The sequence below is a fragment of the Paracoccaceae bacterium genome, assembly GCA_012103375.1.
GTDB lineage: Bacteria > Pseudomonadota > Alphaproteobacteria > Rhodobacterales > Rhodobacteraceae > WLWX01.
On sequence record WLWX01000001.1, the window covers coordinates 2885840 to 2898216 of the forward strand.

Annotated in this window: 13 protein-coding genes and 1 pseudogene; 7 read left to right on the forward strand and 7 right to left on the reverse strand. The window is 62.2% G+C overall.

Going from position 1 to position 12377, the window contains the following annotated elements; all coding sequences use genetic code 11:
• The first annotated feature begins 12 nt into the window (after positions 1-12).
• The 3 genes and pseudogenes from GKR99_14760 to GKR99_14770 all read left to right on the forward strand — a co-directional run bounded on the left by GKR99_14760 (position 13) and on the right by GKR99_14770 (position 1731).
• A pseudogene (locus GKR99_14760) lies at positions 13-855 on the forward strand (EamA family transporter).
• Positions 852-1301, forward strand: coding sequence for a methylated-DNA--[protein]-cysteine S-methyltransferase (locus tag GKR99_14765; GenBank protein ID NKB28735.1), 450 nt, complete (start codon positions 852-854; stop codon positions 1299-1301). Before GKR99_14760 ends, GKR99_14765 begins: the two are co-directional and overlap by 4 nt.
• A gap of 25 nt (positions 1302-1326) precedes the next feature.
• Positions 1327-1731, forward strand: a complete 405-nt coding sequence (locus GKR99_14770) for an OsmC family peroxiredoxin (protein ID NKB28736.1) — start codon at positions 1327-1329, stop codon at positions 1729-1731.
• On the opposite strand, the gene GKR99_14775 is transcribed toward GKR99_14770, so the two are convergent.
• The 4 genes from GKR99_14775 to GKR99_14790 all read right to left on the reverse strand — a co-directional run bounded on the left by GKR99_14775 (position 1728) and on the right by GKR99_14790 (position 4605).
• On the reverse strand, positions 1728-2414 hold the full coding sequence (locus GKR99_14775; protein NKB28737.1) for a phosphatidylcholine synthase: 687 nt from the start codon (positions 2412-2414) through the stop codon (positions 1728-1730). The genes GKR99_14770 and GKR99_14775 overlap by 4 nt on opposite strands.
• A 145-nt stretch (positions 2415-2559) precedes the next feature.
• Positions 2560-3471 carry a tyrosine-type recombinase/integrase gene (locus GKR99_14780; protein NKB28738.1) on the reverse strand — a complete coding sequence of 304 codons (912 nt, stop codon included), beginning with the start codon at positions 3469-3471 and terminating at the stop codon, positions 2560-2562.
• A gap of 11 nt (positions 3472-3482) precedes the next feature.
• A complete protein-coding gene (locus GKR99_14785; protein ID NKB28739.1) occupies positions 3483-4187 on the reverse strand; it encodes a DUF484 family protein in 705 nt (234 codons plus the stop codon).
• A 205-nt stretch (positions 4188-4392) separates the two neighbouring features.
• A complete protein-coding gene (locus GKR99_14790) occupies positions 4393-4605 on the reverse strand; it encodes a DUF1127 domain-containing protein (GenBank protein ID NKB28740.1) in 213 nt (70 codons plus the stop codon).
• 121 nt (positions 4606-4726) lie between these two features.
• On the opposite strand from GKR99_14790, the gene GKR99_14795 reads away from it, so the two are divergent.
• The 3 genes from GKR99_14795 to GKR99_14805 all read left to right on the forward strand — a co-directional run bounded on the left by GKR99_14795 (position 4727) and on the right by GKR99_14805 (position 7383).
• Positions 4727-5626, forward strand: a complete 900-nt coding sequence (locus tag GKR99_14795; protein ID NKB28741.1) for a LysR family transcriptional regulator — start codon at positions 4727-4729, stop codon at positions 5624-5626.
• Between the two features lie 160 nt (positions 5627-5786).
• Complete coding sequence (locus tag GKR99_14800; protein NKB28742.1) at positions 5787-6611, forward strand: (S)-ureidoglycine aminohydrolase; 825 nt, start codon at positions 5787-5789, stop codon at positions 6609-6611.
• Between the two features lie 37 nt (positions 6612-6648).
• Positions 6649-7383: an SDR family oxidoreductase gene (locus tag GKR99_14805; protein ID NKB28743.1), complete on the forward strand. Its 735-nt coding sequence runs from the start codon at positions 6649-6651 to the stop codon at positions 7381-7383.
• An 86-nt stretch (positions 7384-7469) separates the two neighbouring features.
• On the opposite strand, the gene GKR99_14810 is transcribed toward GKR99_14805, so the two are convergent.
• A complete protein-coding gene (locus GKR99_14810; protein ID NKB28744.1) occupies positions 7470-9152 on the reverse strand; it encodes a hypothetical protein in 1683 nt (560 codons plus the stop codon).
• Positions 9153-9169: 17 nt separating this feature from the next.
• The gene (locus GKR99_14815) at positions 9170-9541 is read right to left on the reverse strand and encodes a hypothetical protein (GenBank protein NKB28745.1); all 372 of its coding nucleotides are present in this window, start codon (positions 9539-9541) and stop codon (positions 9170-9172) included.
• A gap of 219 nt (positions 9542-9760) precedes the next feature.
• Here GKR99_14815 and GKR99_14820 point away from each other — a divergent pair, with 219 nt between their 5' ends.
• The gene (locus GKR99_14820) at positions 9761-10555 is read left to right on the forward strand and encodes a glycosyltransferase (protein NKB28746.1); all 795 of its coding nucleotides are present in this window, start codon (positions 9761-9763) and stop codon (positions 10553-10555) included.
• A 62-nt stretch (positions 10556-10617) separates the two neighbouring features.
• Here the strand turns inward: GKR99_14820 and GKR99_14825 are convergent, their stop codons facing one another.
• Entirely contained in the window at positions 10618-12306 is a 1689-nt protein-coding gene (locus tag GKR99_14825; protein NKB28747.1) for a tryptophan 7-halogenase, read from the reverse strand.
• Positions 12307-12377: the final 71 nt, after the last annotated feature.

Sequence of the window (12377 nt, forward strand, 5' to 3'; positions counted from 1 at the left end):
ATTGCCTTTCAGATGACCACCACCGTTTTCCTTGCGGTCCTAGCCGCCGCCTTCCTGCACGCTGCGTGGAATGCGCTGATCCGGGGCGCGGTGGGCAACCGGGTTTCGACGATGCTGATCATGTCGCTGACCCAAGGGGCGATCGGGCTGGCACTGGTGGGTTGGCAGCCCTGGCCAGCGGCGCATCTTTGGCCCTGGTTCCTCGCCTCGGGGTTGGTCCACACGATCTATAAGCTGTTTCTGACCTATGCTTATGAGCGCGGTGACCTGTCCCGCGTCTATCCCATAGCGCGCGGTGGTGCGCCGATCATGGTGCTGATCTTCGGGGCGATCTGGTTGTCGGATGTCGTCAAACCAGCGGAATACATCGGGATCATCGTGATCGGTCTAGGGCTGGGTTTGATGGCGCGGGGGGTCTTCACTTCGGGCGAAAGCCGACGGATGCTGCCGTTTGCCATCGGCTCGGCACTGGCGACGGCAAGCTATTCGATCCTCGACGGGCTGGGCGCGCGGCTGACGGGGGATGCGCAGTATTTCGTTGGTTGGATGTTCCTGTTGGACGGGATTTTCTATGGGCTCATCACCGGGACGATGCTGGGTGGGAAACCTTTCAGGGCGCCGGGGCGTATCTGAATGCGCGGAATTATCGCCGCCGGGTTGTCCTTCCTGACCTATGCAATTGTGGTCTGGGCGATGACGGTTGCGCCGATTGCGCTGGTCACGGCGCTGCGCGAAACCTCGATCCTGTTTGCGGTGCTGATCGGCTGGCTGATCTTCGGCGAACGGATGGATCGCGGCAAGGCCTTGGCGGCGATGGCGATTGTGGTCGGCATCGCGCTGACGCGGCTGGCATGAGGGCGGGTTTGGACAGTCCCCTCGGGCCGCTGACATTGATCGAGCGGGACGGGGCAATTGTGGCGCTGGACTGGGCCGAGGGGCCGCCAGCCGAAGGTGGCGTGCTGGCCGATGCGGTGGCGGAATTGCAGGCGTATTTCGCCGGCACGTTGCAGGATTTCACAGTTCCGATGGCCCCGCACGGATCGGTGTTCCAGACACGGTTTTACGCGGCGCTCTGTGCGATCCCGTTTGGGCAGACGCGCACCTATGGCGATCTGGCGGACGAGTTGGGTGTGCCGGCCCAGGCCATCGGACAGGCCTGCGGGGCCAATCCGCTGGCGATCCTGGTGCCGTGCCACCGGGTGCTGGCAGCAAACGGTCTGGGCGGATACTCTGGCGCTGGCGGAATCGAGGCCAAGGTGGCCTTGTTGCGGTTGGAAGGCGCTGCGGGGCTACTGATCTGACGACCAATACCTGAGGGAGCGAATAATGGCCCAGATGTGCGTATCGCTGACATCCCTGCCGCAAACAGGTGCTGCAGTCGGCTGGGCCAGCGGCCACACTGTGGTGATCGACCGCGCCGAAGGTCGCGCTGGCGGAACCGGGCTTGGCTTCAACGGTGGCGAAATGTTGGCCTTGGCGCTCGGCGGCTGCCTTTGCAACGATCTGCGATACATGGCAGAGGCGCTGCCGACACCACTGGGTCCGATCAACGTAGAAGTGACGCTTGATCTGGAAGGCGAGCCGCTGTTGGTAGTTGGAGCGCTGCTGACCGTCGACTGCAAACTGGCTGATGGCGGCGAAGCAAGCGCGGTGATCGACGCAGCGATTGCCGACAGCACAGTCAGCAACTCGGTCCATCGGGGAATACCGGTCAGTTTCGCGCGGCGCTAGTCCTCGGTCAGCTGCTGCACGATACCGGCGAATGTCAGGTACAATGACGTCGCCACCAACCCCCAAAGCGCCCAGCTTTGCGGGTCGAACTCGACCCAGGCGGCCCAACCGGCGAAACCGGTCCAGGCCAATGCGATGGGCAGGCTGACAACGCGCCAACGTTCCGTCCGTACCGGGTGGACGAATTTCAGGCGCAGGAACATCGCGATGGCCAGCGCGCAGACGATGGCAAGGATAACCCAGAAATTCGGATGCGTCGCGAACAGCACAAGCACCACCATGTTCCAGCATCCGGGAAAGCCGGAGAACGAGTTGTCCTTGGTCTTCATCCGCGTGTCCGCGAAGTAAACGACGCTGGCAAAGGTGATGACGATAATCGCGATCCACCCCGTCCAGCCGGGCAAAAGGCCGGATTTGAACAAGGCATAGGCCGGGATGAAAACGTAAGTCAGATAGTCGATGATCAGGTCCATCAGCACGCCGTCAAATTCGGACGCGTTGGTTTTCACGTCAAAACGGCGCGCCAGCGGGCCATCGATCCCGTCCACAAAGAAGGCGATGACCAGCCACAGGAACATCAGCGCCCATTTTTCCTCGACCGCGGCGAGCATCGCAAGCATGGCGAGGACCGCACCGGTGGCGGTCAGCATGTGGACTCCGAGGGCGGGAATGCGTGGGTTCATGGGACGCAGTCATGGCGCATATCCCGATGGGGCGCAAACCGATGGTGGCAGGTTTGGTCGACAGCGTGGCAAAGGGGCCAGCCCCTTCTTGGCCTTCGGCCAATTCATCCCCGGGATATTTATCGACAAGAAGACGGGGGTTTGGTCAGGCGCGGGGGTGGGCGGCGCGGTATACGTCGATCATCCGGGCGGTGTCGACGGCCGTATAGGCTTGCGTCGTGGATAGGGATGCGTGGCCGAGCAGTTCCTGGATCGCACGCAGGTCGCCGCCCGCCGTCAGCAGGTGGGTGGCAAAGGAATGGCGCATGGCGTGGGGTGTGGCGCTGGCGGGCAGGCCCAGTTGGGTGCGGACCAGCGCCACCGCCCCTTGCAGGGTACGCGGGTTCAGTGCACCGCCGCGCACACCGCGAAACAGGGCGGCAGTGGGTTCGATGGGGTGCGGGCTGGCCTTCAGATAGGCGGCGATGGCGTCCCGTGTGACGGGCAGAACCGGAACCTCGCGCTCCTTATTGCCTTTGCCGACAACCCGCAGGGCGTCGCCCATCGGCCAGTCTGCGCCGGTCAGGGACAGCGCCTCGGATATGCGCAGGCCCGAACCATAGAGCAGTGTCACCACAGCCGCGTCGCGGGCGGCGACCCAGGGCGTGTTCGAATTGACGTCCAGACGGTCAATCACCGCCCTGGCATCGCCCGGGCTGAGGGGGCGGGGCAGTTTGCGGCGGAATTTGGGGCTGCGGGTTGCAAGGATGGCGGTGACGTCGAAGCCGTCGCGTTCCGCCAGCCATCCGGCAAAGGTTTTCACCGCCGACAGGCTGCGTGCCAGCGAACGGGGTGCGACGCCCCGGTCACGCTCATGTGCCATCCAGGCGCGCATGTCGCGCACGCTGATCCGGGCCAGCGCGCCCGGCCCGAAACTTGCGCCGATGTGGCCTTGCTGGAAGGCCAGGAAGCCGAGGACGTCGCGCTGATATGCGCCGACTGTGGCGGCGGCGCGGTTTTCGATGGTGGCTATATGGGTCAGCCAGCGGTGCAGCGCATCGCCCAGGCCTTCGGACAGGACCGGCGCGGTCACGCCAGCCAGCGGGCCATCGCGCGTTCAAACACCTCGGCGAAGAAGGTCAGCAGGTCGGTGCCGTGGCTGGGCGCGAACTGGTGCGGATCTTCCGAGCCGAACACCAGCATGGCGGGCATCTTTGAGGCTCCGAAGTCGAGCAGCAGGCAAGCCTCGGACGCGATCCAGCTGTCGTTGTCTTCCCAAAACGCGGCGTCACTGGCCGAGGTCTGGCGCAGCGAGACTTTGCGCGCCGTGCCGCCACGCCCCATGGTCGCATAGAATTCGCAGTATCCCGGTTCGGCCACTTTCATGATGTCCGACACGCCCGACAGTTTCGGGGCCTGGCAGGCCTCGGCGCTTTCAAGGACCAGGCGAATGCCGTCCAGTTTCAGGATTGTGGCGAGTTCTGGCAGATCCTCAAGAAACCCGTCGAAATCCGGTGCTTCCAGCAGTTTCAGGATCGCGCGGTGCACCATGTTGGTGCCCGACAGGTTTTCATAGGCGGCGGCGATGACGCCCTTGTGGGCATCTTCCAACCGGCCAAGGCGCTCTTCCAGGCGTTCAAAGGCGACACCGCGCAGATCGACGACATTTTCGCCAAGACTGGCCGAATTGGCGGCAATCAGGGCGCGCATCACGTCGCCATCTTCCAGAATTACATCGGGGTCGGCGATGATCTTGCGGCGCAAGTCATCACCCATCGGTGCGGTGTTGGTCATATTGTTTGCCTGCCTTTGTCGTCTCTGCCCGTCGGGCGCCGCCGGTCGTTTTTCGCCGGTTGCTGCCCTGGACAGTTATAGCAGGCCTGGCGCGGCTGTCGACAGTCCTGCATGCGCATCACTGCCTAAAGTGTTGCATTTACGACTCAAAATCGCCGGTTGGGCAGGCCAACCGGCGATCTGGCCAGCAACCGCGCCAGCACTGTCAGAACCGCCAGTAATCCGGTGCATCCCAGATCGGGCGCGTCCGTTCGGCGCGCACCTGATCACGGGTCAATCCGATGTCTTTCAAGGCCGCATCGTCAAGCTTTGCCAGATGGTCACGCTGTTTCCAGACCTCATTCAGGCGCAGAATACGTGCCACAAGACCGGTTCTGCGTGCGATCGGCTGGCAGGCAATGGTATTGGTCGGTGTCATGGCGTAACCTCACTACTTGTGATCGGTGGGATCGGTTTTATCATCAATGTTGATGTATATGCCAAAACATGGCACATATTGGAAACGAATGATTTTGACCTAAGCTATCAAGGATCGTGATATGCCGAGAAATCTGGACATGACCGCCCTGCGATCCTTCGTGGCCGTCGCCGAAAGCGGCGGGGTGACACGGGCGTCGGGCTTTCTGAACCTGACGCAATCGGCGGTGTCGATGCAGTTGAAACGGTTGGAGGTCTCGGTCGGACTGGATTTGCTGGACCGGTCCGGGCGTACCATCGCACTGACCAGTTCGGGCGAACAATTGCTGAGCTATGCGCGGCGGATGCTGGAGTTGAATGATGAGGTTTTCGCCCGTCTGACCCATCAGGATTACGAAGGTGAAATCAAACTCGGCGTGCCCCATGACATCGTTTATCCGGCCATCCCGAAGGTGTTGCAGCGATTTGCCTGCGATTATCCGCGCGTTCGGGTGCAGCTGATTTCGTCCAACACGAAGCGGCTGAAAGAAAAGTTTGATCATGGCGAATGCGATCTGATCCTGACGACCGAAGACAGTTGCGACGCGGGCGGCGAGACGCTGATCGAACGGGCGCTGGTCTGGATTGGCGCGCCGGGCGGCAACGCCTGGAAAAAGCGCCCCTTGCGGCTGGCATTCGAACGCGCCTGCATATTCAGAGCCGGCGCACAGCGGGCGCTGGATGATGCAGGCATCGCCTGGGAGATGGCGGTCGAGTCGAACTCGACACGCTCGATCGAGGCGACAGTCAGCGCAGATATGGCACTGCATGTCGCCGTCGACGGGACGATTCCGCATTATATGGAAGTCGTCCAGCATGGCGGAGCGCTGCCAGAGTTACAACGGACGCAGGTGAACCTCTATGCGGCCGATGTGGGGCGGAATGCAGCGCTTGGTGATCTGGTGTCGGTGGTGCGCCAGTCGTATCAGGCGATGCCGGGCGGTTCATTGACAGCGGCCCCAGGCGTGCTGATTCGCGCTTAGGGTCGAGGCCGGGGTTCCTGGCGGGCCAGGCATGGCGCAAGGCGCATTTGGCATGTCGCACCGGCCAACTTGCGCTGTGCGAAAAAAAATCGACTGGCGGGCCATGCCGGTGGTGTCAAAGCTCTGGCCCTGACATGAACGGCGCGCTAACCCTGACTGCATGACCCAGTATCACATCCCCCGCGGCGGACTGCCGCCGCAATCAGCCCTGATGACCGGGCGCGCGATTTTCACCGATGCCTATGCCGTTTTGCCCGGCGGGACGATGCGCGACATCACGGTCAGCGCCCTGCCCCATTGGAACAAGACGCGCCTTTGGGTTCTGGCGCGCCCGATGTCCGGTTTTTCCGAAACATTCTCGCACTATCTGGTCGAGGTTGCGCCGGGCGGCGGCAGCAGCATGCCCGAACCCGATGTGGGGGCCGAGGCAGTGTTGTTCGTGGTTGCAGGATCGCCGCAGTTGACGCTTGCCGGGCAGACGCATGTTCTGGCGCCGGGCGGATATGCGTTTATCCCGCCGGGCGCAGACTGGACCCTGACCAATCCGGGCAGTGACCCGGCCAGTTTTCACTGGATCCGCAAGCGATATGTACCCGCAGATGACATTGCCGCGCCGACTGCATTTGTCACATCGGATCAGGACGTTGCCGCGCGCCCCATGTCCAACACCGATGCATGGGCAACGACCCATTTTGTTGAAACCGACGACCTGTCACACGACATGCAGGTCAATATCGTCACGTTTCGGCCTGGCGGGGTCATCCCGTTCGAGGAAACCCACGCCATGGAACACGGGTTGTTCGTGCTCGAAGGCAAGGCCGTCTATAAGCTCAACTCCGACTGGGTCGAGGTTGAGGCCGGCGATTACATGTGGCTGCGCGCGTTCTGTCCGCAGGCCTGCTATGCCGCCGGGCCCGGGCCGTTCCGCTATCTGCTTTATAAGGACGTGAACCGCCACGCACGGTTGGGATCTTTCCAAAGTTAAGCGTGGCCACCGCAGCTACAGTTTCGGGACTCCATCTATGACCGACAAAATCGCCATCGTCACCGGGGCCGCAGGCGGAATGGGGCGCCACATAACCGCTGCGCTTCTGGCCGACGGGATCAGGGTTGCCGGGTTCGATATTGACGCAGGCGGGCTGCGCGATGTGGCCGCCCAGTATGGCGACACGTTTCTACCCGTGACCGTCGACCTGACCGACGCAAAGGCTGTCAGTACGGCCTTCGCGCAGGTCGAGGCGCATTTCGGCGGTGTCGATATCCTTGTGAACAACGCCGGCACCTGCCTGATGTCCGAATTCCCCGAGATTCCGCCAGAAGAATTCGACCGCCAGATGGCGCTGAATTTTTCAAGCGCGTTTCACTGTTGCCAACAAGCCGTGCAGCGCATGCTGACCCGTCCGGGCGTGAAGAAGATCGTCAATATCTCGTCCAACGGGGCGTATAATTTCGACGTGTTCGATCCGCCGCATTACCGCGCCAGCAAGGCGGCAATGGATACGCTAACCAAGGATCTGGCGCGCCGGTACGCGACCGACAAGATCGCCGTGAACTCGATCGCGCCCGCAATGACCGAGACACCGCTGTTCAATGTGGTCAGCGAAGAGGTGCTCTCCAAGGCAATTGCGCAGATGCCGCACGGACAAGCAATGCAACCGTCCGAAGTGGCGGCATGGGTGGCGTTTCTGGTGTCACCGGCGGGGGATATCTGCAGCGGGAATGTGATCATCCTCAACCAGGGGCGGGATGTGCGTTGAACTCGACCCCGGCGTTTCCGATGTGACCGGTTTGGCGGACCTTGCCCTTCGCCGGGGCGCCAGCGGCGGGCAACGGGGGCGTGAATCTATTCGGCCAGGCGCATGACGGCATCGACGGCGGTGACACCCTGTTCGTGGACAAGGATCGGATTAACCTCGACGTCGCCATCAAGCGCGGCAAGGGCGCACAATGCGTCGATCAGCGCGTTCTGATCGCCTGCCGATGCGCCGCGATATCCGCCGATCAGCCGGCTGACATTCAGCGAGGCCAGCGCCGCTTCGATTTGCGGGCGGGTAAACGGGGCGGCGATCAGCCGTTGATCCGACCACAATTCGGCCTGAACGCCGCCACCTGCGATCATCATCACACGGCCCACGACCGGGTCCGTTGTGACGCTGGCCATAACCTCGGCCACCGCTACCGGGGCCATGCGTTCGACCATCACCCGATCGGTCGGTATCATCGCCTGCATCTGCGCGACAGCCGCTTCAACCGCATCACGGGTGCACAGACCCAAGGCCACGCCGCCTGCGTCGCTTTTGTGCAGCAGCGCTGCATCCAGCGCTTTCAGAGCCACCGGAAAGCCAAGCGCTTGGGCAACCTCTGCCGCGTCGCCCGGTGCACATCTGCGCCCTGCGGGCACCGGAATTCCGACAGCGGCCAGCCGTTCTTTCGCGTCAAATTCGTCCAAGGTCCGCCCAGTGGCGGGGCTTGCCTGACCGCAGATCAGCGCTTCCGGCCCCTCGCGCCGGATCGCGTCCAGGCGTTCCCGCCAGCGAAGCGTGAGGCCCAGCGCCGCAATGCATTCCGAAAGCCCCTGCATCGGCACCATGCCTGCCGCACGCGTCTGTTCGCGCGCGCTGGCAGGCAGGCAGTCGATCAGCGGGGCAAGCTGGATCAGGGCCATGTCGCGCCCCTCTGCCGCCTGTGCCAGCGCCTCAAGCTGGGCGGCGTATTCAGAGACGTCCCAGGCGCCCTCGGGCGGGTAATTCTGCACCAGAATCGCCAGGTCATAGCCGGTTTCCAGCAGCACAGACTGGAATGCGGTCTGTGCCCGGGTATCGTTCCACGCCGCCATCGTCACATCCATCGGGTTCGCGGGCGTGGCAATGTCGGGCAGCAGCGGGCGCATCCGCGCGGTGATCTCGTCCGTCGGTTGCGGCAGCTCGAAGCCTGCCGCGCTCAGATGATCGGCCAGCATGATCCCCATAACGCCCGATGCCGCCGTCACCAGCGCCCGCCGTCCACGCGGCACCTGCCCGGCATCGACAAGTTTCAACGTCTCAAGAAATTCCGACATCGTGTTCGTCGCGATGATCCCCAGGCGGTCGAACAGCGCGTCCCAGGCCGCCCCCGCCCCCGTCATCGAGGCTGTGTGGCTGGCCGCCGCCTTCGCCCCGACGTCCGAGCGTCCAAACTTCAGCGCAACGATGGGCTTGCCCAGTGTCGCGGCCCGAGCGGCGGCGCGGCGCAGAGCGGCAATATCCCCGACCCCTTCGAAGCTGAGGCCAACAGCGGTGACGCGCGGGTCGTTCAGCAGGTATTCCGTCGCTTCGGACACGCAAACGCCGGCCTGGTTGCCACAGCCTACCAGATGGGTCACCGGCAGCCCCCGGTCGGCGAAGACGCAATCACACAGGAACCCGCCGCCCTGACTGACGATGGCCACGCCGGATGTCGGGTGCGCGCAGCCGAAATGATCCATCACCGCCGCCATCGGGTCGAGGAAGTTGACCAACCCGATCGAATTCGGACCCAGAAGCGCCATGCCTCGGGCGGCGTCGCTTAACCGGGCCTGCGAATCGTCATCGCCGGTTTCAAGAAAACCAGCGGCGTTGCAGATAACCGCCTTGCACCCCTGATCGCGCAACTGGGCGATGACCGTGACTGCGGCGTGCCGGGGGACGCCGACAAACGCCAGATCCACAGTGGCTGGCAGGGCTTAATTGACTTTGTGCAGGCGAACCCCTCAATCGCGTCATACTTCGGGCTGACCACGAAGGTCTGCCCGGCGAACCCCTGATCCCTATGAAAGCGCAGTGCAGCCGCCAGGTTCGATCCGCCCACAAAGACGACCGAGGCCGGGCGAAACAGCGCGTCGAGATGCGCCGCCGGGGTGGTGGGCGTTGCCGCTTCGTTGGCTGGAACGTCCTTCATCCGGCACCCTTCACGGTTGGACTGCGCCTTGTCCGCCGCAGGATCACCTGTGTTCATCGGACAAGGCAGAATTGAGTGATCTGCGGCACATCTGTCAACGGCTGGGTTTAATCGGGCAGGGATTTCACGCCGCGCTATTGGGGGAAGCCAAGGATTGGAGCGCACATTTTCACTTGCCTCCCAAGTCAAAAGACATATGAACGCTGGCGCCTATTTGATATGCGGTTTTCAAAAGGTATCCGTAACATGAAACTTTGTGTCATTATCCCTTGTTTCGACCACGCAGATTTCGTCAGCAACGCTGTCGGGTCTGCCTTGCGGCAGGCAGACGATGTGCATGTCATCGTGGTCAACGACGGATCGCGCGATCATTCGCACGAGGTTCTGGCCCAATACGCCTGGATTGAACCGCGGCTGAACGTCATCGAACAGGCCCATAAGGGCGCCGCCGCCGCGCGCAATGCCGGGCTGGAGGCGCTTCCGCCAGATTGCGATCTGGTGGCCTTTCTGGACAGCGATGATGTGTTCTGCCCGGGCTACCTTGCCGCCATCCCCGCCCAGTTCGAGAAAAATGACGCCCTACGGTTCACCTTTGGCCGCATTCGGCTGGTGGACGGGCTTGACTATGTTTCGGGTCAGCCGACGCGAACCGCCCGGCGGAGGGAGCTTTATGCGCCCTACCTCGGCGCCGCAGTCTTCCGGCGTGGATTTGTGGATCGACTTGGGCAATTCGACACGGAATTCGTGCAAGGGGAAGACGTCGACTATCTTCTGCGCGCGTTCGAGCAAAGCGCCAGGTTTGATCAGTCCGCAACAGTTTGCGTGAATTTCCTGCGCCATGGACGCAATCGCAGCATCAATGCCAGTGCCGCGCGACGTGGATTTCTGCTGGCGTTGCAAAAGTCGGTCGCGCGGCGGCGCAAAGACGCCAAACTGCACATTCCGCGCCCGCCGTTCGCCATGCGCCCGCTGGCCGAAACGACATTCGATAATAAGGTTTCACGAACGCCTTGAGGGGGGCCGCTTCGGGCCTGACGCGACCTGCCTATGGTTCTGCCGCGTCCGTCGCAGCGATGTCAAAGGATGGCGTTGTCCGCGTCACCTGTAACAAAATCGGGAACCTTGAACCTTGGCATCTTTGCCGCGCCGGGCACCTGTACCGTTGGTGCCTGCCCGCCTGTCAGCGCCCATGGCTGGGCCGCCGGCCTCAGCTCTCCGCGCAGTTCAGCCAGCAGCGTGCGATGATCGGCCATGTCACGGGTGATGACGCGAACGGTTTTGCGCAGATTCTCAAGGTAGGTGTCCCATTTGTCCGGGTCCAGCGCGATACCGCTGCTGACCCGGCCACCGCCATAACCGTTTTCATAGACCTTCTTGCCGAACAGCACCGCCCGGTACGTTCCCGGAGAGAACAGGTTGAACTGCCCGACATCAGCTTCGGCAGGCAAATTATACTTCCACAGCTCCAAATTTTCAGCCAGCGAATCCGGTACCTCCAGCCCTTCGCGCGCGTCGATCCAGTAAGGATCGTCGGTTCGGTTACCCATCGCATAGTGGATGCAGATGAAGTCCCGCACCTCGTCATAAAGGTTGTTGGCCAGCTTGTTGTAACGGTCGCGTTTCGGGGCCGAGAATTCCTGATCGGGGAAATAGGTCAGCAACCAGCGGATTGCCATTTCCGTCATGTGAATCGCGGTCGATTCCAGCGGTTCGATAAAGCCTGCAGACAGGCCAATTGCGACGCAGTTCTTGACCCAGGATTTGCGTGTCCGCCCGATGCGCATCGGGATCACGCGCGGTTCCAGGCCCTTCGCGCCGTCGCCCAGATGCGCCATCAGCTCGTCGCGCGCCTGTTCGTCGGTGCGGTGCGCGCTGGAAAAGACGTATCCGGTGCCAATCCGGTTCCACAGCGGCACCCGCCAGACCCAACCGGCACCAAGTGCGGTCGAGCAGGTCAGCGGCAACAGCTTTTCCTTGTCGGGGTGGGGTATCTGCACCGCCATGGCGCGGTCATTGGCCAGATATTTCTGATAGTCGACGAAGGGCTCTTTCAGCGCCTGATTGATGATCAACCCCCGGAACCCGGTGCAGTCGATCACCAGTTGCACCGGAAAGCGCCCGTTTTCTTTCAGCTGCAACGCGGCCACGAAGCCTTTGTCGTCAAGTTCCACATCAACCACGTCATCGCGCAGATGCGTCACGCCGCGCCCAACACAAACCTTCTGAAGCATGCCGGCAAATTTGCCCGCGTCCAGATGATATGCATAGGGCGACGTGCCCTTGTCGAACTCCTTCTTGCCCAGCGCACGCGGCCCTTTGCACATCTCGCCCAGTTCATGGGTGGCCGAGATGGACTGGACATAGTTCAGACCCTTGGCGCCCAGCGCATGGAAGTAGTGTTCCATCGGAATTCCGTCGATATCCCGACTGCCGATGAACGGGTTGATATAGTCGATTGGCTTGCCGTTCGCGTCGTGATTCCAGTTGCCGAATTTGACGCCCAGCTTGAATGAGGCATTGGTGGCCTTGAAGAACTCGCGCTCGGAAATACCAGTCTGGCGCAGCATCCGGGGCATCGCGGGCACCGTAGCCTCGCCCACGCCGACGGTGGCGATATTGGGGCTTTCGATCAGGGTGATGTGCCGCTTGACCCCTTGATCATTGCCAGTGCCAAAGAAATTGCTGAGCAAGTTGGCGGCCAGCCAGCCAGCGGTCCCGCCGCCGACGATGGTGATATGTTCAACTGGTTTGGACGTGGCGGTCATCGCTGGGCACCTTTTAGTGGAGTCGCATCGTGAAACCTAAAGCGTTTCGGCTTGAACCTGAATCGCGAGGG

Coding starts and splice junctions, on each gene's coding strand:
- GKR99_14765 (NKB28735.1), top strand. CDS start 852: ATGAGGGCGGGTTTGGACAGTCCCCTCGGGCCGCTGACATTGATCGAG.
- GKR99_14770 (NKB28736.1), top strand. CDS start 1,327: ATGGCCCAGATGTGCGTATCGCTGACATCCCTGCCGCAAACAGGTGCT.
- GKR99_14775 (NKB28737.1), bottom strand. CDS start 2,414: ATGAACCCACGCATTCCCGCCCTCGGAGTCCACATGCTGACCGCCACC.
- GKR99_14785 (NKB28739.1), bottom strand. CDS start 4,187: ATGACCAACACCGCACCGATGGGTGATGACTTGCGCCGCAAGATCATC.
- GKR99_14790 (NKB28740.1), bottom strand. CDS start 4,605: ATGACACCGACCAATACCATTGCCTGCCAGCCGATCGCACGCAGAACC.
- GKR99_14795 (NKB28741.1), top strand. CDS start 4,727: ATGCCGAGAAATCTGGACATGACCGCCCTGCGATCCTTCGTGGCCGTC.
- GKR99_14800 (NKB28742.1), top strand. CDS start 5,787: ATGACCCAGTATCACATCCCCCGCGGCGGACTGCCGCCGCAATCAGCC.
- GKR99_14805 (NKB28743.1), top strand. CDS start 6,649: ATGACCGACAAAATCGCCATCGTCACCGGGGCCGCAGGCGGAATGGGG.
- GKR99_14810 (NKB28744.1), bottom strand. CDS start 9,152: ATGGCGCTTCTGGGTCCGAATTCGATCGGGTTGGTCAACTTCCTCGAC.
- GKR99_14815 (NKB28745.1), bottom strand. CDS start 9,541: ATGAAGGACGTTCCAGCCAACGAAGCGGCAACGCCCACCACCCCGGCG.
- GKR99_14820 (NKB28746.1), top strand. CDS start 9,761: ATGCGGTTTTCAAAAGGTATCCGTAACATGAAACTTTGTGTCATTATC.
- GKR99_14825 (NKB28747.1), bottom strand. CDS start 12,306: ATGACCGCCACGTCCAAACCAGTTGAACATATCACCATCGTCGGCGGC.